This is a genomic window from Thermoanaerobacter sp. YS13, from assembly GCF_000806225.2.
Classification (GTDB): domain Bacteria; phylum Bacillota; class Thermoanaerobacteria; order Thermoanaerobacterales; family Thermoanaerobacteraceae; genus Thermoanaerobacter; species Thermoanaerobacter uzonensis.
In genome coordinates this window covers 1,037,464-1,064,258 of record NZ_JOOI01000001.1, presented here as the reverse complement: position 1 = coordinate 1,064,258, position 26,795 = coordinate 1,037,464, and the positions used below count along the sequence as shown (strand labels likewise).

Genomic DNA, 26,795 nt, shown 5'->3' with positions numbered 1-26,795 from the left:
GGCTAAAGTGTTATAGTAAAACAGATTAAGTGCGCTTTTTGTTTAATAAATTTATTGACATATGACAAAAATAATAATATATTAATAAATGTAAGTAACATATGTCAATAATGAAATGGAGGATGCAATATGAAAATAGCTATTTCCTCAGAAGGAAAAACTCTTGAAGCTAAGGTGGATTCAAGATTTGGACGAGCTCAATATTTTATTATAGTTGATAGTGAGACAATGGATTATAAAGTTATTGACAACGCTGCAGTAGCCCAAAGCAGTGGTGCGGGCACTAAAGCGGCACAGACTCTTATAGATGAAGGTGTACAAGTTCTCATCTCAAGCAGTGTAGGACCAAACGCTATGGAAGTATTTAAAGCAGCAGAAATTCCAGTATATAAAGCAATAGAAGGAGATGTAAAAACAAACATAGAGCTTTTTAAAAATGGAAGCCTTGAAAAGATAACAGAAGCGACAAATCAAGGACATCACCATCATTAAAAGGAGCATTGAAGATGAGAAGAGTCAAGATTTCTGTATTGAGTGGTAAAGGTGGAACAGGAAAAACAACTGTTTCTGTTAACCTTGCCAAAACTTTTAATAATAGCCTGTATGTTGATTGCGATGTAGAAGAGCCTAACGGCTATTTATTTTTAAATCCTCAAATAGAAGATGAAAAAACGGTTGAAGTCATAATACCTGAAATAAACTCCGACAAATGCACATTATGTGGTGAGTGTGTAAAAGCGTGTAGATTTGGAGCTTTGACAAAATTAATCAAAAAAATTCTCGTGTTTGACCACTTATGCCATTCCTGCGGAGCTTGTTTTGAGATGTGTCCTTATGATGCCATAGTAGAAAAATACAAACCTATTGGAACGATAAGGAAGGGCAAAGCCAAAAGCGTAGATTTTATAGACGGAAAATTAAATTATGGAGAAGCGACTGGAGTGCCTATTTTAAAAGAGATTAATAAATTGATTGAGAATGTAGATAAACCTGTAATAGTGGATAGCCCGCCAGGGACTTCCTGCCCAGTTATACATTCTATTGAAGGAAGTGATTTGTGCATTCTGGTTACAGAACCTACCCCTTATGGTCTGCACGACTTTGATTTAGCGGTACAGCTTGTAAAACAGATGGGCATTCCTATGGCCGCTGTCATTAATAAAGCTGGGGAAGGGGACAATATTATCGAGGAATACTGCGAAAAAGAAGGCATAAAAGTTTTAGCGAAGATTCCTTTTAAAAAAGAGTTTGCAGAGGCCTATTCAAAAGGTAAATTGTTGATTGAGGTTAATGAAGAGGTAAAAGGAATATTTGAGAAATTGACGACTGATGCATTGGAGTTGATAAAAAAATGAAGCAGTTAGCAATTTTAAGCGGGAAAGGTGGTACAGGGAAGACCACAGTTGCCACTACGTTGAGCACCATTGTCAAAAATAAGATTATGGCGGATTGTGATGTAGAAGCTCCTAACCTAAATATAGTTTTGCAAGGAGAAATAATAGAAAAGCAAGACTTTTACGGTAAAGAGACGGCTGTGATTGACAAAAACAAGTGCATAGAATGTGGGATGTGTGAAGAGCTTTGCCGCTTTAATGCGATTTCTAATTTTGAAGTAAATCCTTATTATTGTGAAGGTTGTGGCCTTTGCATGTATAAATGCCCTGTTGAAGCGATTAAATTGGTAGAGGAAAAAACAGGCCATGTAGTATATGCCAAGACAAAGTCGGGAGAAAAAGTAGTATATGCAGAGCTTTTTCCTGGAGCAGATGGTTCAGGGAAATTGGTGACAGAGGTGAGAAAGAAGGCGAAGGAAGTAAGTGACGATAACGATGAGTATTTGATAATTGATGGCACTCCAGGAATAGGATGTCCTGTCCTTGCTTCTGCTACGGGTGTTGATTTGGTATTAATTGTTACAGAACCTACACTTTCTGGTTTTGCTGACATGAAGAGAGTATTGTCAGCGATAGAAAGCTTTAAAGTTCCTTCCGTGGTGTGTGTCAATAAATGGGATTTAAATAAAGAAGTATCACAACAAATAGAAAAATATTGTGAGGAAAACAACTTTGTGGTTGTTGGGAAAATAGATTTTGATGAAACAGTTGTAAAAGCTTTAAAAAATTTACAAAGCTTAAGTAGTTATCCTGACAGCACTGCTTACCAGCAAATTTATAAAATGTGGCTTAGGATTAAAGAAATTTTAGATGAAGGGGTGGAAAGTAAATGAAAATTGCTGTTGCTTCAGAAGGCGAAGAAGTTTCAATGCATTTTGGACATTGTGAAGGTTTTTGGATTTTTGATGTGGAGAATGGTAAAATAAAAGACTCTACTTTTTTACCTAATCCCGGTCATAGGCCAGGATTTCTCCCAGAGTTTTTAAAAGACAAAGGAGTTGATTGTATAATTTCTGGAGGAATGGGGACCAGTGCTATTGAGCTTTTTAATAGTTATGGAATAGATGTAATAACTGGCGCTGAAGGAAATGCTACAGAAGTGGCAGAGAAGTACATCAATGGTACTTTGATATCTTCTAACAGCCCTTGTGAAAAACACGAACATCACCATTAAAGAAGGGAGGAGAGAATAATTGGAAATACAAGTGCTTATAGAAAATGTGGTTTTTAATAAAAATTTTGTATCAGAACATGGATTATCAATTTTAGTAAAAAAAGATGATAAAGAAGTTTTGGTGGATACCGGCCAGAGTGAAAACTTTATAAAAAATTGTGGGTTAATGGGTATAGAGATGGGAAGAATACAAAAAGTGGTTCTCACTCATGGGCATTATGACCATATTGGTGGGCTCAAAGGTTTGCTTGAAAAGAATCCCTATGTAAAAATATATGCTCATAAGAGGATTTTAGATAAAAAATATGTATTGAGGAAAAATGGAAATATAGATGAGATAGGTTTTAACTTAGCAATTTACAATAAATATAAAAATAATTTTGTGCTAATAAAGGAAGATACAGAAGTAGAAAAAGATTTTTTTGTGATCACAAGCCCTGACATAGTTTATGATAATGAATTCACTACTAAGAATTTTTTAATCGAAGAAAAGGGAGAAAAAATAAAGGATGATTTTTTAGATGAGGTTTTTGTGGTAGTAAAAGAAGAAGATGGAATTAATGTAATTACGGGATGTTCCCATGCAGGTATATTAAATATTTTAGGAACGGCAAAAAGGCGTTTTGAAGGAAATTCTCTCAAGTCATTAATTGGAGGTTTCCATTTAAGAGGTATGCCAGAAGAAGAAATCATAGAAATAGCCAAAAAAAATAGATAGCTATGGAATAAAGAAAATATATACAGGTCATTGTACGGGAATAGACGAATATGGAATCCTAAAATCTGTTTTAAAAGACAAACTATCTTATTTGACTACCAGTTCATCAATTATTGTTTAACAGAAGAGGAGGACTTTTTGTGATAAAAGTAGCAATAGGCTCTAACGACAAGATACATTTATCAGATAAGCATTTTGGCATGAGCAAGTATTTTATAATCTTTGAAGTGGATGAAAATAATAGCTACAAAAAAGTTGAAGAAAGGGAAAATCCCTACGTGGGAGATAAACATAAACATGCTGAGACAGAGGAGATAATGGAAGTTTTAAATGACTGTCAAGTTTTTATTGGCAAGGCAATGGGTAAAGAGAGCCAAAGGAGAATAAAAGAAGAATGGAATAAAGCTCCTATAGTAGCGAAAGATGTAGACACTGTTGAGGAAGCTATAGAACTTTATTCTAAAAAGTTTTTGTAAAGAAAGGAACGATTGTTATGCCTGGTTTTGGAAGAGAATTTGGAGGTAGAGGCGGAGGATTTGGCGGCGGAGGTGGTTTTGGAAGAGGAGCAGGTTTCGGACCTGATGGTAGTTGTGTGTGTGAAAACTGTGGCCATGAAGTGCCTCATCAAAGAGGTGTACCTTGTTATACTCTAAGGTGTCCTGTATGCGGTGGTCCAATGATAAGAAAAGTTGCAGGCTATGGTGGAACTTATCGTAATTCTCCTACTGTTAATAGACCTGTAACAGAAGAAAAGAAAGATAGCAATGTCAAATACACAAAACCACATAAGCCTAAAGTGGATGAATCGGCTTGCATTGGATGCGGTAATTGTGTGAGAATATGTCCTTTTAATGCTATAGAGTTAAAAGATGGAGTTGCCTATATAGACCATAAGAAGTGCAGAGACTGTGGCAGATGTATTGATATTTGCCCTGTAAGAGCAATTTCATAGAAAAAAGGCTATCGCATATCAATTTAATATTTTTTTGCGATAGCCTTTATCTTTTCCAATTGTCCTATTTTGTGATAAAATAAGCTTTTTGATATTTTCAAGGTTATTTACAGCTTCAGATGGATTGTCGGGCACTTTTCCAGGATAAAGTTTATATAATTTTTTATACTCATCTATACCTATATTTGGCATTATTACATTAGCTCCACATTTTAGTCCTTTAATATAACCTGCTTTGTCTTTAACAGCCAAAGCAGTAGTAGCAGGTATGTTAATGTCAGGCAATATTAGTCTTGATAAAGCCAACATTTTTAATACAATTTCCACATTGCCGCCTTTTTCCCTTTCTAAAGGTGTGTTTTCGCAAGGTATAAAAGGACCTATTCCTAGCATATCTGCATCTATTTTTTTAAAGAATATGAGGTCTTGTGCCAGCATTTCTAAAGTTTGTCCCGGGAGACCTACAAGGCTTCCTGTTCCGACTTCATAACCTAATTCTCTTAAATCCATAAGGCACCTTACGCGATTTTCATAACTCATGCCGGGATGTAATTTTTGATAAAGCTCTTTGTTTGTAGTTTCAATGCGAAGTAGATATCTATCGGCTCCCGCTTTTTTTAATTCAGCGTAGTCTTTAGTGGAAAGTTCTCCAATACTTAAAGTTACTGCAATATCTAATTTTTTAATTTCTTCGATTATTTTACATAAAGTAATTATTTTAAAATATTTATCCTCGCCGCTTTGAAGGACTATTGTTTTTAGTCCAACTGACGCTCCATATTTTACACATTGTAATATTTCTTCGGGTTCCATTCTGTATCGTTTAATTGTCCTGTTAGGACCTCGAAGGCCACAATAAAAACAAGTATTGCTGCAGTAGTTACTGAATTCTATAAGACCTCTTAAATGTACTTCATCTCCTACATATTTTTTTCTAACTCTATCCGCAGCTTGATAAATCATGGAAGGATCTTCCAAAGCTAAAAGTGTCACAAGTTCTTCTTTATCAATGTTGTGATGTGCTTCTAATTTTTCAATTAATTCCTCAATATCTTTTTCTTTTATCATGAATATCACTCTCTCTTTCCCTAACTAGTATAAAACAATTGTTAATAAAAAATCAATAAAATTGTTAAACTATTTTCTTAACAAATTTTTGATATTTTATTGACATAAGTTTATTATAATCCTATAATTTACGTAGAGGTACCCTACAGGGTAGGGGGTAGTATCTAGCAAAATGCAAAATATAGGAGGTAATAGAAGTGATGGAAACTGATGTTTTGGTCATTGGAGGAAGCGCGGGTGGAATTTTAGCAGCTTTATCTGCTAAAAAAACTTACAAAGATAAGAAAGTTACTGTTGTAAGAATGGGAGAGCGTGTAATGGTTCCTTGCGGTATTCCATATATTTTTGGAACATTAAAAGACACGTCTAAAAATGTTATACCAGATGCAATGCTTACCAATGCTGGTATTGATGTAATAATAGATGAAGTTCTTTCAATTGATAGGGAAAACAAAAAAGTTAATGCTAAAAAGAGTGGAGAAATTTCCTACAAAAAACTAATTTTAGCGACAGGCTCTTTGCCAATAGTTCCTACTTTTATACCAGGGCATGACTTAGAAAATGTATTTACAATAAAAAAAGACGAAGAATACTTAAAATTTGTTCAGCAAAAGATTAACGAGGCTCAGGACGTTGTAGTAATTGGAGGGGGATTTATTGGTGTTGAAATGGCAGAGCAGGTGCAACTTCTTGGCAAAAATGTAACAATAATTGAGGTTGCTGACAAGCTTTTGTGGCAAGCCTTTGACCCTGAATACAGTGATATGGCAGAAGCTACATTAAAAGAACATGGTATAACAATAAAAACAAATACAAAAGTTACAAAACTTATAGGGGATACAAAAGTAAAAGAAGTAGAACTGCATACAGGTGAAAAAATAAAAGCTGATGTTGTCATATTAGCTATGGGCGTAAAACCAAATACTAAGTTAGCTGAAGCTGCAGGTATAAAACTTAATGAAAAAGGAGCAATAACAGTTGATGAATACATGAGAACTAATGATCCAGACATATTTGCTGTTGGTGACTGTGCAGAAAAGAAATGCTTTTTCACAAGAAAGAATGTACCTATACTTCTTGCCTCTATTGCTGCTAATGAAGCAAAAATTGCAGGTGTAAATGTATTTCAATTAAGATTGGTTAGGGAAAATAAAGGCACAATAAGTGCTTTTTCTACAAAGATATACAATACTGTTTTTGCTGCTGCAGGTCTTACAGAAACGCAAGCTAAAGCTGAAGGGTTTGATATAGTAATCGGAGAATTTAGCACAATGGACAAGCATCCTGGAACTTTGCCTAATACGAAAAGTGTGAAGATAAAATTGATTTTTTCTAGATATTCTGGAGTCATATTAGGAGCTCAAATAGCAGGAGGAGAAAATGTTGGTGAAATGATAAATATTTTAAGTCTTGCGATACAAAAAGGAACAACAGCGTCAGAATTAAATACCTTCCAAGTGGCGACACATCCATTACTCACATCTTCTCCTGTGTCATATCCAATAAATTCAGCTGCTTTAGATGCTATGTCAAAAATATGAGAATTTTAAGAATAAAAAAACAGGCCAAATTTGGCCTGTTTTTTTATCACTATTGTTTTCTTTCTTTTTTCGTGTTATAATTTTTAAAAAAGTAACACCACATTGTGCTACTTGCAGGCTGTAGACAAACTTTTGAAAATAGGGTATTTAAAAATTTTTGCTTTTGTCAACAAACACCACATTATGTACTTGTATACTTTATACATGGGCTGATAATAATAAAAATTTATTAATGGAGGGATAATTAATGCCAAAACAATTAAAGAAATTTAAGTGGATAGTTACTATTTTGTTAGTGATTATCATTTCTTTGACAGCTTGTAGTAAAGCTTCACAAAATCAATTTAAAACTTCCAAAATTTCCAATGAAACAGTTCAAACAATTACAGTTACAGATTTAATCGGAAGACAGGTAGAGATAAAGACTCCAGTACATAAAGTAGTAGGTATAGGTCCAGGAGCTTTAAGACTTATAACCTATATAGATGGGATTGATAGAGTCGCAGGAGTAGAAAACATAGATAAAAAAGTTGTAAATGGTAGAGCCTACAACATGATTTTTCAAGAGAAATTAGTACAACTTCCAACTATTGGACAAGGAGGTCCTGATTCTACGCCAGACGCAGAAAAATTAGTGGAAGTAAATCCAGATGTTATTTTTGTGATATCTTTGCTCGATAAAGCCAAAGCTGACAATTTACAAGCTAAAACAGGAATTCCTGTGGTAGTTTTAAGTTATGGGAAACTCGGGACTTTTGAAGAGGATGTATATACCTCGCTAGAGATTATAGGAAAGATTATGGGAAAGGAGGATAGAGCCAAAAAAGTAGTGGACTACATAAAAGGAGTTCAAAAAGAGTTACAGGATAGAACAAAGAATATACCAGAGGATAAAAAGCCATCTGTCTATATAGGTGCGTTAGGATTTAAAGGTGCCCATGGCATAGAGAGTACACAAAGTAATTATCCTCCTTTTATGGCTCTAAATGCAAAAAATGTAGCTGATACTTTAGGGCAAAAAGGAAGCGTTATGATAGAAAGAGAGAAATTATTGGCTTGGAATCCTGATATAATGTTCATTGATGAAGGAAATTTTGACTTGGTAAAACAGGATTATCAGAAGAATCCTACCTTTTATAAAAGCTTAAAGGCAGTAAAAAATGGCAATGTATACGGCATTTTGCCGTACAATCAGTATAACACAAATATTGATACAGCTTTAGCAGATTCTTATTGGGTAGGAAAAGTCCTTTATCCTAAACAATTTAAAGATATTGACCCTGTAGAAAAGGCTAAGGAAATTTACACCTTATTCTTTGGAGAAGCTGGAAAAAGTGTTTATGATAAGATGGAAGAAGTGTACGGTGGCTTTGAAAAAATTAAGTTTTAGTGTAAAATAAATTTCTCCACTAAAAGCTGGAAATTACAAAGATAAGGGGATGAAGCCTTGAGACAGTCATTTGTAGATACTGTACCGGATAGTTATAACAAATATATAAAAAGAAAAATATTGATTATATCTTTAACAGCTTTGGTTATACTTGTACTTGTAATATATGCTATAAATGCAGGCTCGGCTGGTATTGGTACTTATGATGTCATAAAAGCGTTATTAGGGAAGGGAGAAGAGAGATTTCATATCATAGTTTGGAACATTAGGATGCCAAGAATTTTATCAGCAATTGTGGCGGGAATTGGTTTATCAGTTGCAGGATGTGTAACCCAAAGCATTTTGAGAAACCCTTTAGCTTCTCCTTTTACTTTGGGTATTTCACAAGGGGCTGCTTTTGGAGCGGCAGTAGCTATCATTGTATTTGGAGCAGGTAGTACTACAAATCCTGATACTGTGATTATAAATAATCCATATTTGGTAGTTTTTTTTGCTTTTTTGGGTTCAATGGGTTCGACAATGGTCGTATTGATGTTGGCAAAAAGCTTTAGAGTAACTCCTGAAGCGATGGTTTTGGCAGGAGTAGCTTTAGGGTCTTTGTTTTCAGCAGTTACTATGATTTTGCAGTATTTTGCTGATGATGTAAAAGTGGCTTCTGTAGTTTTTTGGACATTTGGAGATATAGGAAGGGCATCATGGAAAGATTTGGGCATAATGTCTGTAGTTGTAGGTATTTCTCTGATATATTTTATGTTTAACAGATGGAACTATAATGCTTTAGACAGTGGAGAAGAAACGGCAAAAGGTCTTGGAGTTGACGTGGAAAGAGTAAGATTATTAGGCATGTTTGTCTCTTCTTTAATTGCTGCCGTCATTACCTCTTTTGTAGGAATTATAGGCTTTATTGGACTTATTGGACCTCACATAATGAGAAGATTAATTGGAGGAGACCATAGATTTTTAATTCCTGCTTCTTCTGTAATGGGAGGTTTAATACTTTTAGCATCAGACACTTTAGGCAGAACTATTATTTCACCGGTAGTATTACCTGTGGGAGCTATAACCTCCTTTTTGGGAGCACCGGTTTTCCTCTATGTGCTTTCAAGGGGGTATAAGATATGATTTTAGATATAGATGGCATTGAATTCAGTTATACCAGTGTGCCCGTTTTAAAAGATGTTAAATTTACTCTTCAAAGAGGGGAGTTACTTTCTATTTTAGGAAACAATGGGGCGGGGAAATCTACTCTTTTGAAGTGTATAAATAAAATTCTAAAACCTCACAAAGGAGCAATATATATCGAAAAAGATGAAATTTCAAAATTAAGTAGAATAGAGACAGCTAAAAAAATAGGATATGTGGCGCAAAGGAATGAGAATGGTCGATTTACTGTATTTGATGCGGTACTTTTAGGAAGAAAGCCTCATATAAAGTGGGATGTGACTGAAAGGGATATAAAGATTGTAAATGAGGTGTTAAAAAAATTTGATTTAGAGAAATTATCACTGTGCTATTTAAATGAGTTAAGTGGAGGAGAATTGCAAAAGGTAGTCATAGCGAGGGCTTTAGTACAGCAACCTATTGTAATGCTTTTGGATGAGCCGACAAATAATTTGGATTTGAAAAACCAAATCGAGGTTTTAAGAATTATAAAAGAGACGGTGAAAGAGCAAAATATAGCAGCAATTGTTATAAGCCACGATTTAAATTTGGCACTTAGATTTTCTAATAAATTTTTACTTTTAAAAGATAATACCATTTTTGCCTATGGTGGAATAGAAGTCATGACAGAAGAAAATATAGAGGCTGTATATGGGATTCCTGTTGCAGTAGAAACCTGTCGAGGAGTACCCGTTGTCATTCCACTTTAACGGAAAGGAAGGGGTAATTGCCGTGGAATTGATATCTATAGGTGTGATACACAGTCCTTATAAAAAGAGAGGGGAAGCGCCTCATCAAGGGAGGGTGAGCGATAAGGAAGCAGTGTTGGAAATATACCCTGAGTTTCAAGACGGGCTTCATGATATAGAGAGTAAAAAGCACATAATAGTTCTTTACTGGTGCCATTTAGGGAAAAGAGATGTCATAAAAACTGTCACTCCATGGGGGCCGGAGGTAAAAGGAGTATTTGCCACTCGTTCCCCTTCAAGGCCAAACCCTATAGCTTTTTGTGTGGCTGACATTGTAAAAATTGAAAGAAATAAACTTTATGTGAAAGGTGTGGATGCCTTAGATGGAAGTCCTATACTGGATATAAAGCCTTATGTTTATGAAATTGACAGCATAAAAGGTCCAGAGGATACATTGTAATATACCCTTCAATACAGTTAAAATATGTGGCAATACGCTACGGAGAATGAGATAAGATTTAAGGAGGGGAAAAAGGTCTGTATAGATTGCTTTGAAGAATAACCCCCTTTACAGTTTATTAAGCAGATGGGATTTAAAAATATTGGCGTTGCATTTTGTTATTCTATGAGTAAAGAGGCGAAACAATTTGTAAAATTATTAGAACAGTATGATTTAAAAATTGTTCCTGTTTGTTGTAAAGTCGGTTCTATTGATATAGAAGATATAGACATTCAAAAAGATAAAGAGGGGTTTGTTGCTACTTGCAATCCTATAACACAGGCAGAGATAATGAACCAAGAAAACACAGAACTTAATGTAGTAATAGGTCTTTGCGTAGGCCATGATATACTTTTTAATAAATATTCTAAAGGACTAGTTACAACACTGGTGGCAAAGGACAGAAAATACGCTCATTGTCCTGTAAAAGGATTAGAAGCTGTTAATGTGTAATTTAGTGGAAAGAGGCATTAGGCTTTTTGTATGAAGCCTCTTTTTTTATTGACATATGTCAATAAAAGGTGTATATTTAAATTGAACATATGTTAAAAATATGGTGGTCTATGATGGATAAAAACAAAAACGATTTGATGTCATTAATAATAAAAACATTGAAAGCAAGTGGCTTAAAGATAACGGAGAAACGCCAAATTTTGATAGAGGTATTTTTGAAGAGCCCTAATATTCATTTTGATTTTGATACACTCCTTGAGGAAGTTAGGAAAGAATGGTCCCATTATGGTGTAGCAACTCTTTATAGGAATTTAAGAATTTTTGTAGGCAAGGGAATATTATCAGAAAATATAATAGAAAACAAAAAATACTATGAACTTAAAATGTTTAATAAAAAAAAGATTCACGGTCATTTAATTTGCAAATATTGTGGTAGTATAGACGAATATTACAGCCCAGATTTGGTAAAGTATATAAAAATGATAGATAAAAAATATGGCTTTGATGTGTATTATGGAGAATTGAATTTTTATGGAATATGCAGTAATTGTAAAAGGACTATAAAAAATGATTTAAAATAGGCAAAAATAATTGCCTATTTTATTTTTTATATTGACAATGCAAGAAAGCAGTGGTATACTATATATTGAGGGTATTAATAAATAATATACTAGATTTTGTGCAAAATAGAATATACACAGATACAGGTGCCCAATTTCAAAGGGAAATTGGGTTAAAAGGGAAGCAGGTGAGAATCCTGCACGGTCCCGCCACTGTGATGGTGAGCTCTTTACAATATGCCACTGTCTGTTCAAACAAAAGGAACCGTCCCCGATGTTTGAAAGGTGGGAAGGCGTAAAGAGTGATGAACCTAAGTCAGGAGACCTGCCTGTATTTGTATTACACTTGCTCTACGGTCGATAGAGGAGGTGAGGTACTTTTGCACACCTCTTAACTTGACGTAGAAGTTAAGGGGGTTAATTATTTTTACAAAAGAATGGAGGTTTAAAATCATGAAAATTGCTATGAAGGTTATAAAAAGAGATGGAAGGGAAGTTGAGTTTGATAAGATAAAGATTGCAAATGCTATATACAAAGCTTTTAAGGCAGTGGAAGAAGGGGAATACAAAGATGCCCTTGAAATAGCAGATGAAGTGACAGAGTACGTAGAAAATAATTTAGAAGGAATAGCCAGTATAGAGCAGATTCAAGATATTGTAGAGCAATACTTAATAAAGCATGGTTATGCTAAAGCGTCAAAGGCCTATATTTTGTACAGAAAACAGCATCAAGAGATAAGAGAATTTAAAAAAATGTTTATGGATATTGAAAAAATGGTAGATGAATACATAGGGAAACAAGATTGGAGAGTAAATGAAAATAGCAATATGAGTTATTCACTTCAAGGTTTAAATAATCATATCTCTAGTACGATAACAGCTCATTACTGGTTAAACAAAATATATCCTCCAGAAGTTAGAGATGCCCATGTAAATGGAGATTTGCACATTCATGACTTAGGCCTTTTATCTGTGTATTGCTGTGGATGGGATTTAAGAGATTTACTGCTTTCTGGTTTTACAGGGGTAGAGGGGAAAGTTCAAAGCAAACCTCCAAAGCACTTTAGGTCTGCTCTTGGACAGATTGTCAATTTTTTTTATACACTTCAAGGGGAAGCAGCCGGTGCACAAGCTTTTTCTAATTTTGATACCTATTTGGCACCTTTTATATATTACGATAATCTTTCTTACAAAGAGGTCAAACAGGCTTTACAGGAGTTTATATTTAACATAAATGTTCCAACTAGAGTAGGATTTCAAACTCCTTTTACAAACATAACTATGGATCTTGTGGTACCAGAGATTATGGCAGATGAACCTGTTATAATTGGTGGTCAATTGATGGATAAAACATATAAAGAATTTCAAAAAGAAATGGACATGTTAAATATAGCATTTGCAGAAGTTATGATGGAAGGAGATGCCAGTGGTAGGATATTTACTTTTCCAATACCTACTTATAATATAACTAAAAATTTTGACTGGAATAGTCCTGTCATAAATAAAATAATGGAAATGACTGCGAAGTATGGTTTACCCTATTTTAGTAATTTTGTAAATAGTGATTTAGATCCCAATGATGTGAGGTCGATGTGCTGTCGGTTGAGGTTGGATAACAGAGAATTAAGAAAGCGTGGAGGAGGGCTTTTTGGAGCAAATCCTCTTACAGGTTCAATAGGAGTTGTAACAATAAATATGCCAAGAATTGGATATTTATCTAAATCAAAAGAAGAGTTTTTCCAAAGGTTAGAAAGACTTATGGATATTGCAAAAACAAGCCTTGAAATAAAAAGAGAAATTTTAGAGAAGATGACTGAAATGGGATTGTATCCTTATTCAAAATTTTACTTAAGAGATATAAAAAAGAGATTTGGATTTTACTGGCAAAACCATTTTAACACGATAGGACTCATTGGAATGAATGAAGCACTATTAAATTTCATGGGAATAAGCATAGCCAGTGAAGAGGGAAGGAAATTTGCACTTGAAGTATTAGATTTTATGAGGCATAAATTAGAACAATATCAATTAGAATCTAATTTCATGTACAATTTAGAAGCCTCCCCTGCAGAAGGAGCTTCCTATAGATTGGCTAAAAAAGATAAAGAATTATTCCCCGATATAATAACTGCAGGTAGCGATGTGCCTTACTATACAAATTCAACACAGCTTCCTGTAGACTTTACGGAAGATATATTTACTGCTTTAGACTTACAAGAAGAGTTACAAACAAAATACACAGGAGGTACAGTATTTCACGGATTTATTGGAGAGAGTATAAATGATGTTACTACCTGCAAAGCTCTAGTCAAAAAAATAGCTTATAATTATAGAATTCCTTATTACACTATAACTCCAACTTTTTCAATCTGTGAAGACCATGGGTATATTTCTGGGGAACATTTTGAATGTCCTTACTGTGGGAAAGAATGTGAGGTTTACAGCCGCGTAGTTGGATATTATAGGCCAGTAAAGAATTGGAATGAAGGAAAGAAAAAAGAGTTTAAGGACAGAAAGGAATTTGTTGTATGATGTACGATTTTATGCCTGTTTCTTTTGCTGATTTCCCAGGGAAAATTGCAGCCACTGTTTTCGTAAGTGGCTGCAATTTTAAGTGTCCTTACTGCCATAACTCTTATTTAATTCAAATAAGGGAAGGTATACGGAGTGAAAAGGAGTTTTTTGACTACCTTAAAAAGAGAGCAAATTTGATAGAAGGAGTGTGTATTACAGGCGGAGAACCTACTCTTTGGAAAGGATTAAAAGATTTTATAAAAAATATAAAGGACTTAAATTTTGAGGTTAAGCTTGACACTAATGGATCAAGGCCACAAGTGTTAGAAAATTTATTAGATGGAAGATTGCTCGATTATATAGCTATGGATATAAAGGCGCCAATAGAAAAATATGGCATATTTTTAAAAAACAAAAAGGATATAGATAATGTTAAAAAAAGTGTAGAGATAGTTAAAAATTCTAATGTAGATTACGAATTTAGAACTACTGTAAATGACAAACTACTTACTTTAGAAGATTTTAAGGCTTTAGCTGATTGGATTTCTCCTGCGAAAAGGTATGTTTTACAAATGTACAAGTATGATGAGGGAGTATTAGATAAGGAGAAAAGTGGAATTCAAGAATGTGATATTAACTTTTTAAAAAAAATAAAAGAAAAACTGAATGGAAATTTTGGCGAAATATTAATAAGAATATGAGAGAGGTGCCTCTCTCTTTTTTATTTTCGTAAAACTGAAATTTGCTGATAGACATAAATTGAAAATGGATTTATAATGTATTTAGAAACATTTGTTTTTCTAGGGAGAGAGGAAATAAGATGTTTAATAATATACATTTTTCTCTAAATTACCAAATATTAATTTTACTGATATTAGGTGTATTTTATTTAATAGTACATAATGCAGAAAAAGAAAAATATATTTTATTTTGGGGAAGTGCATGGGGGCTTGATTTAATAAGATACGCTATGGAATATGCAATAGAATATGGGGCTTTGCCTAATACATTTTTGACACAGGTGATAGTATATGGTTTGCTTGTAACAAGTTCTATATTGTTTACTTATGGCTTTCAATCTTTTTTTGAAGTAAATTTTTTGCAAAAGGGTTTATGGATTATTTCATTAAGTTTAGGGTGGTATTCAGTAAATAAAATTTTAGGAAGCAGTAATTATATAGCTGTGATTCCAATGTATGTTTTTTTAGGAGTTATAAGTATATTTGCTGGTACATTGATATTTAAAAATTTCAAAGTTTCAAAAGTGATTTCTAGTTTAATCATAGGAATATTACTTGTTTTAATGGGTATTCGTGAGTGTGCTTATCCCATTATAATACACTTTAATTTGATAAATTATTTAGTTGATTTTGACCTTTTGTATTCCTTAAAAATTACATTAGCGATTGTTTTACTAATGCATTTCTATGAAATTGCAAACAGTATGTTAGCCATTATCTTTAACAAGCAAGAAGAACTTAAGGAATCTTTGAATAGAGAAAAAGAATGGCTTCAAATTACATTGCGGAGCATTGGAGACGGAGTTATTGCTACGGATGCAAACGGCAATATAGAGTTTATGAATTCTACTGCAGAAAGGCTTACGGGGTATAAAGAAGAAGAAGTATTAGGTAAGAAAATTGATGAGGTTTTTAACATAATCAATGAAGATACAAAAGAGAAGGCAGAAGTTCCAATAGAAAAAGTTTTAAAAACTGGTAATATTATAGGTCTTGCAAATCATACAGCTTTAATATCAAAAAATGGAGAGATTATATCAATTGCAGATTCTGCTTCTCCAATAAAAGATTCACAAGGTAATATTATTGGTACAGTTATGGTTTTTAGAGATATAAGTGACAAAAGGAAATATGAAAAATTATTAAAGCAGTATGAATTTATTGTAGAATCTTCAGAAGAAGGTATTGGGACTTTTGACTTTAATGGAATTATTCAGACATGGAATAAAGGATGTGAAAAAATATACGGCTACAAGGCAGAGGAAATGATAGGTAAGAGCATATATATGGTGATTCCTGACTTTGAAAGGAAAAAGATAAAAAACATTTTAGAAAGATTGTTAAAAGGAGAAGATGTAAAAAGTTATGAGGGAATAAGGGTTAGAAAAGATGGGAAACTCATAAATGTGTTGGTTTCAATTTCAGCTTTAAAAGATGAATTAGGAAGATACATTGGTGTATCTTTTATCTCTCACGATATAACAGAGAATAAAAAAGCTGAACAAATTTTAAGAAGATATAAACTTCTTTTTGACGATATAAATGACATAATTTTATTTGCAAAATATGAAGATGGTAAGATTATAGAGGTGAATAAAGCTGCAATAAAGGCTTATGGCTATGAAATGGAAGAACTTTTAAAGATGGATATTTTTGAGCTTTGTGATTGTGAGAAAGAGGAGTTGACTCAATTGTTAGATGTGGGAGATGAAAGTGGTGTTTTGCTGAACTTACAACATAAGAGAAAAGACGGTAGCAAGTTTTATGTGGAGGCCAATGTTGCAAGTGTTGAGTTTGAAAATGAAAAGCTTATTATGATGATAATAAGAGATATAACAGAAAGGAAGTTAACGCAAGATAGGCTTGAACACTTGGGCACTCATGATATATTAACGGGGCTTTACAACAGGAACTTTTTTGAAGAGAAAATGACATTTATAGAGAAAAACAATGTCATACCCACAGGAATCATAATATGCGATGTAGACGGTCTAAAACTTGTCAATGATACGATGGGGCATAAGGCAGGAGACATGCTGTTAAAAACGGCGGCGGATGTACTAGGAAAATGTTTTAGAGGACAGGACATTATTGCCCGAATAGGAGGAGATGAATTTGCTGTAATACTGCCTAACGCTAGCATTGAGATTGTAGAAAAAGCGGTTGATAGAATAAGAAAAATGGTTAAAAATAGTAAATTTGCCTTTGAAAAAGAAAACATACCTTTAAGTATGTCAATAGGCTATGCAGTGAAGAATAATAGTTTTAAAAAAATTGAGGAAGTTTTTAAAGAAGCAGATAATAACATGTATAGAGAAAAGTTATTCCATAAAAGAAGCAGTTATAGAGAAGTATTAGATTCTATCTTAAAAATGTTTGAAATACGCCAGCCTAAACTACAAAAGCATCTGAAGGCAGTCAAAGAAATTTTGGTGAATTTTGCTGAATATTTAAAACTTTCTCAAGTGCGGATAAAAAATTTAGAGCTTCTGGCTGAGTTTCATGATATTGGAATGATAGGAATTTCAGATAAAATACTAGATAAGGTGGACAACTTAAATGAAGAAGAAAAATTGGAATTTCAAAAACATTGTGAAATAGGCTATAGAATTGCCATGTCTTCTCCTGATTTAGCTCACCTTGCGGATATGATTTTAATGCATCATGAATGGTGGAATGGACAAGGTTATCCACTTGCTGTAAAAGGCGAGGATATTCCTTACGAATGTAGAATTTTGGCTATAGTAGATGCTTACGTGCAGATGATAGATGAAGAATGGAAGGGGCTTTCTAAAGAGCAAGCGCTAAAAGAGATTGAAAAGATGGCGGGGATACAATTTGACCCTATTCTTGTTGAAAAGTTTTTAGCTTTTATGAAGGATTGATATTTTTCTTCAAAAAGTATAAAATATTAAAGTAATCGTCATTTATTAAACAATAGGGTGTGATAAAATGCCAAGACCTCCAAAATGCAGATGGGTTAGGAGTGAACCAAATGTAACTCATTTTAAACCAGTAGGTGTGCCTATGTCTATGTTAGATGAAGTTATACTAACAGTAGAGGAATTAGAGGCTATAAGGCTTAAGGATTTGGAAGGTTTAGAGCAAGAAGAATGTGCTGATATGATGAAGGTGTCGAGACCCACCTTTTTTAGAATAATCAATTCAGCTAGACAAAAAGTAGCGGATGCTTTAGTTAATGGTAAAGCGATAAGAGTGGAAGGTGGAAATTACAGAGTTTATGAAGAAGAACAAAGAGGTCATAGAGGTATGCGCCATAGGCATGGCCACTGGGGTGGAGAAGATTAAAATTCTATTAAATTTTCACATATTTTTACAAAACCTTTCATATATATAGTATAATTAATGCTGTGAATTAGAATTACTATATATATGAAAGGATGGAGTAGATGGACCTTATAAAAAACTTCATTGATATTGTATTGCATCTTGATAAGTATTTAGGCAGTGTTATTCAAACTTATGGTACATGGACTTACAGCATTTTGTTTTTTATTATTTTCTTTGAGACAGGCTTTGTGGTGACGCCTTTTTTGCCTGGAGATTCTCTTCTTTTTGCTGCAGGGACATTTGCGGCAATTGGCAGTTTAAATGTATTTTATGTGATTATACTTTTAGCATCTGCTGCCATATTGGGAGATACGGTAAACTATCATATAGGGAAATTTGTCGGAGAAAAGATTTATGAAAAAGAAAATTTAAAATGGATAAAAAAAGAGCATCTGATAGAAGCTCGTAATTTTTATGAAAAGTATGGTTCTATTACTATTGTTATAGGAAGGTTTATACCAATTATTAGAACTTTTGTACCCTTTGTAGCAGGGATTGGGAAAATGAGGTATTTTAAGTTTTTGTTTTACAATGCATTAGGAGGAACGCTGTGGGTTTTACTTTTTACCTTAGGTGGGTACTATTTTGGGAATTTGCAAATAGTGAGAGACCATTTTGGATTGGTGACAATTGCGATAATTGTCATATCGTTAATACCTGCAATTGTAAGCTTTTTAAAAAGGAGAAAACGCTGATGCAGGAAGTTTTTGATAAAATGTGTGTTGCTTCGATATATATATTTTAAATTTTATAAAAGGAGAAGATGGATTATGAGCCTGTTTGGAACTAAAGGTGAGACTATCGTTATAAATGTTAAAGGAATGTCATGCAATCATTGCAAAATGTCTGTCGAAACTGCACTAAAGAAATTAAATGGGGTATCGAAAGCTGTTGTTGACCTTGACAAAGGTAATGTTACGGTAACATATGATCCTGCTAAAGTTTCTGTAGATGATATGAAAAAAGCAATTATTGAGATAGGATATGAAGTGTAATACCTATTAAAAAATTTAAATGAAAGAAAAGCATTGAATGAAATACCAATGCTTTTTTTGCGTTATCTTGGTCTAAATGTTGTGCATTCTGTTTCTGCACTAGTTTTTGCAGACATTACTTTTGAATTTATTTCAATTGATGGAGCATGACATTTCATATCTTTCCAGTAACTACAAGTATTTACTGAACATTTAACTACATTTTCTGCTGACATGTAACACACCTCACTTTTTATTATCAAAAATAGTATTTGCATATATTATTTTATTATACTTTTTTGTAAACAAAATAGGAGGATGTTTTGTGGAATTTGTGAAACATCGGTGTTAACTTTTCTAAATAATTTGCAACTGACTAAGGAAAAGATATGTTGGGCGGCTTGATACCGCCCATTCAGTTTGATAAGGAATAGCAACTTGGATGCGTAAATGCACCTATTGACATTGAGATAAGATTGTGATACCTTAAAAAGAGAAAATTTATAATTCTTATCGGAATACTCGGAATTAAGGTACAAGGAATAGGAGCTGGATTTATTTCTGACACATAAAATCTTGACATTATAGGTGAAATTATAAAGGTAAGAGAGATACTAAGAAGTAGAAAATAATAGAGAGAGGCGATTTTTGTGGATAGAATTTATTTAGACAATGCTGCGACTACACCAGTTGATAAAAGGGTATTAGAGGCGATGTTACCATATTATAGTGATGTTTTTGGTAATCCATCTTCTCCGTATTCATATGGTCAAGAAGCGAAAAAAGCTATTGAAGAAGCGAGGGAAAAAGCGGCAAAAGCTCTGGGGGCAGATGCAGACGAAATATATTTTACCAGTGGTGGGTCTGAGTCTGATAATTGGGCATTAAAAGGTGTGGCCTATGCGTTAAAAGATAAGGGAAATCACATTATTACAACGGAAATTGAACATCATGCAGTACTTAATACTTGTCGATATCTTGAAAAAGAAGGATTCAAAGTAACATATCTTCCAGTTGACGAATATGGACTTGTAGAACCTGAAGATTTAAAAAAGGCAATTACAGATAAAACAATCCTTGTTTCTATAATGTTTGCCAATAATGAGATAGGTACGATAGAGCCAATTGAGGAGCTTGTCAAAATAGCTCATGAGAAAAATGTATATTTTCATACTGATGCTGTGCAAGCAGTTGGAAATGTACCGATAGATGTAAAAAAATTAGATGTAGATTTGTTATCTCTATCTGCCCATAAAATATATGGACCTAAAGGCGTGGGAGCATTATATATAAAAAAGGGTATAAAGATTCATTCGCTTATACAAGGTGGAACACAGGAAAGGAATAGAAGAGCGGGCACAGAAAATGTTGCAGGAATAGTAGGACTGGGGGAAGCGATAGAGCTTATCACGAAAAATTTGGATTCTCATATAAATAAACTTACATTTTTAAGAAATAAACTTATAAATGGAATATTAGAAAAAATACCATATGCGAGGTTAAACGGGCATCCAACAAAAAGGCTTCCAGGCAATGTTAATGTATCATTTGAATTTATAGATGGAGAATCTCTTATTTTAAACTTAGATATGGCAGGAATATGTGCTTCAAGTGGTTCAGCATGCACTTCTGGTTCATTGGAGCCCTCTCATGTGCTTCTGGCAATTGGGCTTCCTCGCGAATTAGCTCGAGGGTCGTTAAGACTTACAATAGGTAAAGATAACACAGAAGAAGATATAGATAAAGTTTTAGAAGTACTTCCACAAATTATTAAAAGATTAAGGTCAATATCACAGATTGTATGAGAGAATCTACAAGGAGGTTAGAAAATTTTTTTATGAAAAAGAATAACAGAGTAGTTGTGGGAATGAGCGGAGGTGTTGATAGCTCTGTTTCAGCGTATCTTTTAAAAGAGCAGGGATTTGATGTTGTAGGTGTTACGATGCAAATATGGCAGGATAAAGATGAGGAAGCAGTAAGAGTAGAAGGTGGCTGTTGTTCATTAAGTGCTGTTAATGACGCCAGAAGAGTAGCGAATAAGATTGGCATTAAATATTATGTAATGAATTTTAAAGATGTTTTTAAAGAAAAAGTAATAGATTATTTTGTAGATGAATATTTAAAAGGTAGGACTCCCAACCCCTGTATTGCTTGCAATAAATATATAAAATTTGAAGAACTTTTAAAAAGAGCTTTAATGATAGATGCATATTACGTAGCAACAGGCCATTATGCGATTTGTGAGTACGATGAAGAGAGAGGAAGGTATTTATTAAAGAAGTCTGTAGACACTTCAAAAGACCAGACGTATGTCCTATATAATCTTACGCAGACTCAGCTTGAGCATATTTTGTTTACACTGGGTAAATATAAAAAAGATGAAGTCAGAGAGTTAGCTAAAAATTTAGGCCTTCCTGTTGCATCAAAGCCAGACAGTCAAGAAATTTGTTTTGTAACTGATAATGATTATGGAAAATTTATTAGGGAAAATGCCAAAGAAGAAATAAAACCAGGAGAATTCCGCGATACGCGAGGCAGATTTTTAGGTTATCATAAAGGGATTATACATTATACAATAGGACAACGGAAAGATTTAGGAATTTCTGTTGGCAAACCCCTCTATGTTGTCGATATTGATGCAGAAAATAATGTGGTAGTATTAGGATATGGTGACGAAGTATATGGAGATGAACTCATTTCTTACAATAATAATTTTATTTCAATTGACAAACTTGAAAAAGAAATGAGAGTAAAAGCAAAGATACGGTATACTGCAAAAGAGCAGGATGCAGTAATACGACCACTTGAAGACGGTAAAGTTTTTGTAAAATTTGACAATCAGCAAAGGGCTATTACACCAGGACAGTCAGTAGTTTTTTATGATGGAGATATTGTTGTAGGAGGGGGAACAATAGAAAGAAAAGTTAGATAAAATTTTGGAATCTCCTTTTATTTGGAAGAATTTCCTATAAAAATACTGAGAGAATGAAGAGGAGATGAAAATATGGCCGAAAAAGCTAATTTAAAAATAACAGGGATGTCTTGTGCAGCTTGTGCAACCAAAATAGAAAAAGGGCTTAAAAGCTTAGATGGAGTTTTAGACGCAAATGTAAATCTTGCTGTTGAAAAAGCAACAGTTATATATGATCCAGATAAAATTAATATATGCGATATGGAGAAAAAAATAGAAGATATAGGATATGGTGTAATAAAAGATAAAGTAGAGCTTGCACTTATGGGTATGTCCTGCGCATCCTGCGCTGCCAAAATCGAAAAAACCTTAAAAAACCTGCCTGGTGTAAGCAATGCATCAGTTAATTTTGCGACTGAGACAGCAATTGTCGAATATGATTCAAATGAAATTGATACAGAAAAAATGATTAAAGCGATAAAAGATATAGGATATGATGCAAAAGAAAAGACTGGAGTAGGTATTGACACAGAAAAAGAGATAAAGGAGAAAGAAATAAATACATTAAGGAAACTTGTAATATATTCAGCGATTTTAACTGTGCCGTTAGTAATATCAATGGTTTTTAGAATTTTTAAAATTTCAGGAGGAATACTTGATAATCCGTGGTTACAGGTATTTTTATCTTCACCTGTTCAGTTTATCGTAGGTTTTAGATATTATAAGGGTGCGTGGAACAATTTAAAAAATATGACGGCAAATATGGATACTTTGGTAGCTATGGGAACATCTGCAGCGTATTTTTATAGTTTGTACAATGTATTTACCAAACCCTCTCATAAGATACACAATTACTTGTATTTTGAGGCATCAGCAGTTATTATAACGCTTGTAACATTGGGTAAACTGCTTGAAGCTACAGCCAAGGGGAAAACATCTGAAGCAATAAAAAACCTTATGGGACTACAAGCAAAGACCGCAAGAGTGATAAGGGATGGGCAAGAATTAGATATACCTATTGAAGAAGTCAAAGTTGGGGATATCGTTGTTGTAAGGCCGGGTGAAAAAATACCAGTTGATGGTAAAATAGTTGAGGGTAGTTCTACAATAGATGAATCTATGATAACTGGTGAATCTATTCCTGTAGAAAAAGGTGTTGGTGATGAAGTAATTGGTGCTACGATAAATAAAACAGGAACGTTTAAATTTGAAGCGACAAAAGTGGGTAAAGATACGGTACTATCGCAAATTATTAAAATGGTAGAAGACGCCCAAGGTTCCAAAGCGCCAATTCAACAAATTGCTGATAAAATCTCTGGTATTTTTGTACCCACAGTTATGGGTATAGCTGCTACCACCTTTTTAATTTGGTATTTTGGGTATGGAGATTTTAATGGGGGCATAATAAATGCAGTATCAGTACTTGTAATAGCCTGCCCGTGTGCCCTTGGACTTGCAGTTCCGACCTCTGTGATGGTAGGGACAGGAAAAGGAGCAGAAAATGGTATACTCATAAAAGGAGGAGAGCATCTGCAGAGGGCAGGAAAAATCACGACAATAGTGCTTGATAAGACTGGGACGATAACAAAAGGAGAACCGGAAGTTACAGACATAGTAGCTCTTGGAGATTTTACCGAAGATGAGATTTTGAAAATTGCGGGAATTGCGGAAAAAAATTCTGAGCATCCATTAGGACAAGCAATTGTCAATAAAGCAAAAGAAAAATTCAAAATATTGGAAGACCCTGAGAAATTTGAGGCTATACCAGGCTACGGTATATGCATTATGATAAATGAAAAAGAGTTTTATATTGGCAATAGAAGGCTCATGGATAGACAAAATATTGATATAACGTCAATTGAAGATAAGGTTGAAGAACTAGAATCACAAGGAAAAACAGCAATGATATTGGCATCTCACGACAGAGTTTATGGCATTATAGCTGTTGCAGATACTGTAAAGAGTGACTCGGCAAAAGCAATTCAAAAGTTACAGGCTATGGGTATTGAAGTATACATGATTACGGGAGATAATAAAAGGACTGCTGAGGCAATAGCAAAACAAGTTGGTATAAAAAATGTTCTAGCAGAAGTATTGCCAGAACATAAGGCTTTAGAGATTATGAAGCTTCAAAAAATGGGAAAAGTAGTTGCAATGGTGGGAGATGGTATTAATGATGCTCCTGCTTTAGCTACTGCGGATGTTGGCATAGCGATAGGTACAGGTACAGATGTGGCGATAGAAACTTCAGATATAACGCTTTTAAGTGGAAATCTTATGGGTATTGTGACCGCTATAAAATTAAGCAAAGCTACCATGAGAAATATATATCAAAATTTATTCTGGGCTTTTTTATACAATACAATCGGCATACCATTTGCTGCGATGGGATTTTTGACTCCAGCTATAGCAGGAGGGGCAATGGCATTTAGCTCAGTGTCAGTTGTAACAAATGCTTTAAGATTGAGAAGGTTTAGGGCATGAGTTTGGAATTGTCCAAACTCATTTTTTTAAGGTAGGAAGCCATACTACAAAAGTCGTTCCTTTGCCTTCACAGCTTTCGACTTGGATTTTTCCGCCGTGGGCGTTTATAATCCACTGGCAGATAGAAAGCCCTAATCCACTTCCTCCGCTTTTTCTTGTCCTTGCTTTGTCAACTCTATAGAACCTTTCAAAAATATGGGGTAGATGCTCTTCAGGTATTCCTATTCCTGTATCTTTGATAGAGGTCTTGATAAATTTTCCTGAATTTTCTACACTTATCTCTACTTTTCCACCAGCTGGTGTATATTTGATGGCATTGTCTATTAAGTTATAAAAAAGTTGAATTATTCTTGTTTGATCTCCCATAATGTAGGAAGAATCATTTTTTATAATTTTTAATGTTAAGCCATTATTTTCAGCAAGAGGGGCAAGTTCATTTACAATTCCTTCTATTAATTCGCTGAAATTTAAATTTTCTATAGTCAATTTTTCTGCATTAGAGTCACTTCTGGCAAGGAATAATAAATCGTGAACAAGTTTTGACATGTGTTTTGCTTCCTCAAGTATTACTTGTAAAGCTTTTTTATATTCTTCCTTTGTGCCTGTGCCATTTAATGCTGATTCTGCTTGGGTTTGTATTACAGCAATAGGAGTTCTAAGTTCATGGGAGGCGTCATGGGTAAATTGTTTTTGCCTTTTAAAAGAGTTTTCAAGTTTTTCAATCATCATGTCAAAGGTTTGGGCAAGATTTCCTATTTCGTCATTAGTGTAAGGTAGGTTAAGTCTTTTAGATAGGTCACCAACACTTATTTCTCTTGCAACTTTAGTCATGTGACTAATTGGTTTTAATGCTTTGTTTGAAATAATAATCCCGCCTAAAATTGCAATACCAATTAAAATTGGAATTATAATGGTGAAGATGCCAAACAGATTTTTCATTGCTATATCCATTAAATTTAACGATTGAGCTATTACAATTATTCCTATTATTTTACTGTCATAATATACAGGAGCAGAATACATCCTAAGTTTTCCTTTAGGTGATGTAACAGTTTGGTATTTGCCTATGAAATCAGTGTTTGTAGTATATTGGCTAAGAATTTTTGAAGGAATATTGGATTCTATTAGTTTTAAGTCTGGATAAGAATAAAGAGCTCCGTAAAAATCTGTGTTGGCATAAAAAGGTTCGTCGCCAGATTTAATTTTTCCATTTTCTATATCAAGTACTGATGATATTTGTTGAACTTGTGTTTTAAGTATTGTATCTTCATTTATAATTATCATTTTTTCCAGACTTAAATAGGTTACGACACTAAATATTGTTATTACAATAGTTAATAGCAGCACATACCATAATGTCAATTTTAGTTTTAATGGAAAATAAATTTTTTTCATTTTACTTAGACTCCTTTAAACAATATCCGCTACCTCTTATCGTATGAATGAGTTTGTTTTCAAAATCATCGTCAATTTTTTTTCTGAGATAGCGTATGTATACGTCGATAATATTGGAAAAGCCGTCAAATTCATAGTCCCATATATGGTCGGCTATTTGGGTGCGGGTTAAAACTCTCCCTGCATTTCTCATCATATATTCTAAAAGGGCAAATTCTTTGCTTGTGAGAGTTATTTCTTTGTCTCCTCTTTTGACTTGGCGTGTCAAAGTATTTAATTCTAAATCGGCAAGCTTTAAAATAGGGCTTTTAGTAGGAGCTTCTCTCCTTAAAAGGGCGCGAATTCTTGCCATTAACTCACATAACTCAAAAGGTTTTGTCATGTAATCGTCAGCTCCTGTATCAAGACCTTTTACTTTATCTTCTGTAGCATCTTTCGCTGTAAGCATCAGTACAGGAGTGTTAATACCTTCATTTCTTAAATTCTCTAAAATTTTAATGCCATCCATTCCTGGAAGCATTATGTCTAAAATTATTACATCATAGACATTCATTTTGGCATATTCTAACCCTTCTAAACCATCTTGTGCAATATCTACACTATATCCTTCTTCTTTTAAAGCTTTATATAAAGCATTTACTAAATTTTCTTCATCATCTACAATGAGAATTCTCATAAGTTTTCCACCCCTTTACAATTCTTAGCTTATTATATCAAAATAGTGTTAAAAATTCATTAAAATTTGACTATAGTCGATTGTTGACAATAAAAATTTATAAATATACAATATTCGTAGAATAAGCAAGAAAATTGGCGAAAAAGCAAAT

General features: G+C 33.7%; 25 protein-coding genes, 2 pseudogenes and 1 riboswitch. Of the genes and pseudogenes, 23 read left to right on the top strand and 4 right to left on the bottom strand.

Annotated features, from left to right (window positions below; all coding sequences use genetic code 11):
* The first annotated feature begins 129 nt into the window (after positions 1-129).
* From THYS13_RS05485 to THYS13_RS05455, 7 genes and pseudogenes are all read left to right on the top strand, one after another.
* Positions 130-492, top strand: coding sequence for a NifB/NifX family molybdenum-iron cluster-binding protein (locus THYS13_RS05485; protein ID WP_003870835.1), 363 nt, complete (start codon positions 130-132; stop codon positions 490-492).
* Positions 493-506: 14 nt separating this feature from the next.
* Complete coding sequence (locus THYS13_RS05480; protein ID WP_042833502.1) at positions 507-1,355, top strand: ATP-binding protein; 849 nt, start codon at positions 507-509, stop codon at positions 1,353-1,355.
* Positions 1,352-2,227: an ATP-binding protein gene (locus tag THYS13_RS05475; protein ID WP_042833501.1), complete on the top strand. Its 876-nt coding sequence runs from the start codon at positions 1,352-1,354 to the stop codon at positions 2,225-2,227. Before THYS13_RS05480 ends, THYS13_RS05475 begins: the two co-directional genes overlap by 4 nt.
* Complete coding sequence (locus tag THYS13_RS05470) at positions 2,224-2,568, top strand: NifB/NifX family molybdenum-iron cluster-binding protein (RefSeq protein WP_029688253.1); 345 nt, start codon at positions 2,224-2,226, stop codon at positions 2,566-2,568. Before THYS13_RS05475 ends, THYS13_RS05470 begins: the two co-directional genes overlap by 4 nt.
* A 19-nt stretch (positions 2,569-2,587) precedes the next feature.
* Positions 2,588-3,407 (top strand): annotated as a pseudogene (locus tag THYS13_RS05465) (MBL fold metallo-hydrolase).
* A gap of 19 nt (positions 3,408-3,426) precedes the next feature.
* Positions 3,427-3,762: a NifB/NifX family molybdenum-iron cluster-binding protein gene (locus THYS13_RS05460; RefSeq protein ID WP_042833500.1), complete on the top strand. Its 336-nt coding sequence runs from the start codon at positions 3,427-3,429 to the stop codon at positions 3,760-3,762.
* Positions 3,763-3,779: 17 nt separating this feature from the next.
* The gene (locus THYS13_RS05455; RefSeq protein ID WP_042833499.1) at positions 3,780-4,238 is read left to right on the top strand and encodes a 4Fe-4S binding protein; all 459 of its coding nucleotides are present in this window, start codon (positions 3,780-3,782) and stop codon (positions 4,236-4,238) included.
* 18 nt (positions 4,239-4,256) lie between these two features.
* Here THYS13_RS05455 and hydE read toward each other — a convergent pair whose 3' ends face one another.
* A complete protein-coding gene (gene hydE / locus THYS13_RS05450) occupies positions 4,257-5,306 on the bottom strand; it encodes a [FeFe] hydrogenase H-cluster radical SAM maturase HydE (RefSeq protein ID WP_042833498.1) in 1,050 nt (349 codons plus the stop codon).
* A gap of 200 nt (positions 5,307-5,506) precedes the next feature.
* Between hydE and THYS13_RS05445 the strand changes: the two genes are divergently transcribed.
* The 13 genes and pseudogenes from THYS13_RS05445 (at position 5,507) to copZ (ending at position 19,199) form a co-directional block, all read left to right on the top strand.
* On the top strand, positions 5,507-6,847 hold the full coding sequence (locus THYS13_RS05445; protein ID WP_042833969.1) for an FAD-dependent oxidoreductase: 1,341 nt from the start codon (positions 5,507-5,509) through the stop codon (positions 6,845-6,847).
* 247 nt (positions 6,848-7,094) lie between these two features.
* Complete coding sequence (locus THYS13_RS05440) at positions 7,095-8,237, top strand: iron ABC transporter substrate-binding protein (protein ID WP_042833497.1); 1,143 nt, start codon at positions 7,095-7,097, stop codon at positions 8,235-8,237.
* A 57-nt stretch (positions 8,238-8,294) separates the two neighbouring features.
* A complete protein-coding gene (locus THYS13_RS05435) occupies positions 8,295-9,359 on the top strand; it encodes an iron ABC transporter permease (RefSeq protein ID WP_042833496.1) in 1,065 nt (354 codons plus the stop codon).
* On the top strand, positions 9,356-10,108 hold the full coding sequence (locus THYS13_RS05430) for an ABC transporter ATP-binding protein (RefSeq protein ID WP_042833495.1): 753 nt from the start codon (positions 9,356-9,358) through the stop codon (positions 10,106-10,108). The genes THYS13_RS05435 and THYS13_RS05430 overlap by 4 nt, the downstream gene beginning before the upstream one ends.
* A gap of 22 nt (positions 10,109-10,130) precedes the next feature.
* Positions 10,131-10,547, top strand: coding sequence for a tRNA (N6-threonylcarbamoyladenosine(37)-N6)-methyltransferase TrmO (tsaA, locus tag THYS13_RS05425; RefSeq protein WP_042833968.1), 417 nt, complete (start codon positions 10,131-10,133; stop codon positions 10,545-10,547).
* Between the two features lie 108 nt (positions 10,548-10,655).
* Positions 10,656-11,039 (top strand): annotated as a pseudogene (locus THYS13_RS05420) (DUF1847 domain-containing protein); the annotation flags it as partial.
* 113 nt (positions 11,040-11,152) lie between these two features.
* On the top strand, positions 11,153-11,620 hold the full coding sequence (locus tag THYS13_RS05415) for a Fur family transcriptional regulator (protein WP_042833494.1): 468 nt from the start codon (positions 11,153-11,155) through the stop codon (positions 11,618-11,620).
* Between the two features lie 107 nt (positions 11,621-11,727).
* Positions 11,728-11,947: riboswitch (cobalamin riboswitch) on the top strand.
* A 105-nt stretch (positions 11,948-12,052) separates the two neighbouring features.
* Positions 12,053-14,131, top strand: a complete 2,079-nt coding sequence (locus THYS13_RS05410) for a ribonucleoside triphosphate reductase (RefSeq protein ID WP_042833493.1) — start codon at positions 12,053-12,055, stop codon at positions 14,129-14,131.
* Positions 14,128-14,814, top strand: a complete 687-nt coding sequence (locus THYS13_RS05405) for an anaerobic ribonucleoside-triphosphate reductase activating protein (protein WP_042833492.1) — start codon at positions 14,128-14,130, stop codon at positions 14,812-14,814. The genes THYS13_RS05410 and THYS13_RS05405 overlap by 4 nt, the downstream gene beginning before the upstream one ends.
* A gap of 119 nt (positions 14,815-14,933) precedes the next feature.
* Positions 14,934-17,738, top strand: coding sequence for a PAS domain S-box protein (locus tag THYS13_RS05400; RefSeq protein ID WP_042833491.1), 2,805 nt, complete (start codon positions 14,934-14,936; stop codon positions 17,736-17,738).
* A gap of 67 nt (positions 17,739-17,805) precedes the next feature.
* On the top strand, positions 17,806-18,162 hold the full coding sequence (locus THYS13_RS05395) for a DUF134 domain-containing protein (protein WP_003868064.1): 357 nt from the start codon (positions 17,806-17,808) through the stop codon (positions 18,160-18,162).
* A 101-nt stretch (positions 18,163-18,263) separates the two neighbouring features.
* Positions 18,264-18,899 carry a DedA family protein gene (locus THYS13_RS05390; protein ID WP_042833490.1) on the top strand — a complete coding sequence of 212 codons (636 nt, stop codon included), beginning with the start codon at positions 18,264-18,266 and terminating at the stop codon, positions 18,897-18,899.
* 75 nt (positions 18,900-18,974) lie between these two features.
* Complete coding sequence (gene copZ / locus THYS13_RS05385) at positions 18,975-19,199, top strand: copper chaperone CopZ (protein ID WP_042833489.1); 225 nt, start codon at positions 18,975-18,977, stop codon at positions 19,197-19,199.
* Between the two features lie 62 nt (positions 19,200-19,261).
* Here copZ and THYS13_RS13815 read toward each other — a convergent pair whose 3' ends face one another.
* Complete coding sequence (locus THYS13_RS13815) at positions 19,262-19,414, bottom strand: DUF1540 domain-containing protein (protein ID WP_082990372.1); 153 nt, start codon at positions 19,412-19,414, stop codon at positions 19,262-19,264.
* A 414-nt stretch (positions 19,415-19,828) separates the two neighbouring features.
* Between THYS13_RS13815 and nifS the strand changes: the two genes are divergently transcribed.
* From nifS to THYS13_RS05370, 3 genes are all read left to right on the top strand, one after another.
* Positions 19,829-20,983 carry a cysteine desulfurase NifS gene (gene nifS, locus THYS13_RS05380; protein WP_042833488.1) on the top strand — a complete coding sequence of 385 codons (1,155 nt, stop codon included), beginning with the start codon at positions 19,829-19,831 and terminating at the stop codon, positions 20,981-20,983.
* Positions 20,980-22,110, top strand: a complete 1,131-nt coding sequence (gene mnmA / locus THYS13_RS05375) for a tRNA 2-thiouridine(34) synthase MnmA (protein WP_201035656.1) — start codon at positions 20,980-20,982, stop codon at positions 22,108-22,110. The genes nifS and mnmA overlap by 4 nt, the downstream gene beginning before the upstream one ends.
* Before the next feature lie 72 nt (positions 22,111-22,182).
* Entirely contained in the window at positions 22,183-24,573 is a 2,391-nt protein-coding gene (locus THYS13_RS05370; RefSeq protein WP_042833486.1) for a heavy metal translocating P-type ATPase, read from the top strand.
* 18 nt (positions 24,574-24,591) lie between these two features.
* On the opposite strand, the gene THYS13_RS05365 is transcribed toward THYS13_RS05370, so the two are convergent.
* Positions 24,592-25,968: an ATP-binding protein gene (locus tag THYS13_RS05365; RefSeq protein WP_042833485.1), complete on the bottom strand. Its 1,377-nt coding sequence runs from the start codon at positions 25,966-25,968 to the stop codon at positions 24,592-24,594.
* A 1-nt stretch (position 25,969) separates the two neighbouring features.
* Positions 25,970-26,644: a response regulator transcription factor gene (locus tag THYS13_RS05360; RefSeq protein WP_042833483.1), complete on the bottom strand. Its 675-nt coding sequence runs from the start codon at positions 26,642-26,644 to the stop codon at positions 25,970-25,972.
* Positions 26,645-26,795 lie beyond the last annotated feature (151 nt).

Coding starts and splice junctions, on each gene's coding strand:
- THYS13_RS05485 (WP_003870835.1), top strand. CDS start 130: ATGAAAATAGCTATTTCCTCAGAAGGAAAAACTCTTGAAGCTAAGGTG.
- THYS13_RS05480 (WP_042833502.1), top strand. CDS start 507: ATGAGAAGAGTCAAGATTTCTGTATTGAGTGGTAAAGGTGGAACAGGA.
- THYS13_RS05475 (WP_042833501.1), top strand. CDS start 1,352: ATGAAGCAGTTAGCAATTTTAAGCGGGAAAGGTGGTACAGGGAAGACC.
- THYS13_RS05470 (WP_029688253.1), top strand. CDS start 2,224: ATGAAAATTGCTGTTGCTTCAGAAGGCGAAGAAGTTTCAATGCATTTT.
- THYS13_RS05455 (WP_042833499.1), top strand. CDS start 3,780: ATGCCTGGTTTTGGAAGAGAATTTGGAGGTAGAGGCGGAGGATTTGGC.
- hydE (WP_042833498.1), bottom strand. CDS start 5,306: ATGATAAAAGAAAAAGATATTGAGGAATTAATTGAAAAATTAGAAGCA.
- THYS13_RS05445 (WP_042833969.1), top strand. CDS start 5,507: ATGGAAACTGATGTTTTGGTCATTGGAGGAAGCGCGGGTGGAATTTTA.
- THYS13_RS05440 (WP_042833497.1), top strand. CDS start 7,095: ATGCCAAAACAATTAAAGAAATTTAAGTGGATAGTTACTATTTTGTTA.
- THYS13_RS05430 (WP_042833495.1), top strand. CDS start 9,356: ATGATTTTAGATATAGATGGCATTGAATTCAGTTATACCAGTGTGCCC.
- THYS13_RS05415 (WP_042833494.1), top strand. CDS start 11,153: ATGGATAAAAACAAAAACGATTTGATGTCATTAATAATAAAAACATTG.
- THYS13_RS05410 (WP_042833493.1), top strand. CDS start 12,053: ATGAAAATTGCTATGAAGGTTATAAAAAGAGATGGAAGGGAAGTTGAG.
- THYS13_RS05405 (WP_042833492.1), top strand. CDS start 14,128: ATGATGTACGATTTTATGCCTGTTTCTTTTGCTGATTTCCCAGGGAAA.
- THYS13_RS05400 (WP_042833491.1), top strand. CDS start 14,934: ATGTTTAATAATATACATTTTTCTCTAAATTACCAAATATTAATTTTA.
- THYS13_RS05395 (WP_003868064.1), top strand. CDS start 17,806: ATGCCAAGACCTCCAAAATGCAGATGGGTTAGGAGTGAACCAAATGTA.
- THYS13_RS05390 (WP_042833490.1), top strand. CDS start 18,264: ATGGACCTTATAAAAAACTTCATTGATATTGTATTGCATCTTGATAAG.
- copZ (WP_042833489.1), top strand. CDS start 18,975: ATGAGCCTGTTTGGAACTAAAGGTGAGACTATCGTTATAAATGTTAAA.
- THYS13_RS13815 (WP_082990372.1), bottom strand. CDS start 19,414: ATGTCAGCAGAAAATGTAGTTAAATGTTCAGTAAATACTTGTAGTTAC.
- mnmA (WP_201035656.1), top strand. CDS start 20,980: ATGAGAGAATCTACAAGGAGGTTAGAAAATTTTTTTATGAAAAAGAAT.
- THYS13_RS05370 (WP_042833486.1), top strand. CDS start 22,183: ATGGCCGAAAAAGCTAATTTAAAAATAACAGGGATGTCTTGTGCAGCT.
- THYS13_RS05365 (WP_042833485.1), bottom strand. CDS start 25,968: ATGAAAAAAATTTATTTTCCATTAAAACTAAAATTGACATTATGGTAT.
- THYS13_RS05360 (WP_042833483.1), bottom strand. CDS start 26,644: ATGAGAATTCTCATTGTAGATGATGAAGAAAATTTAGTAAATGCTTTA.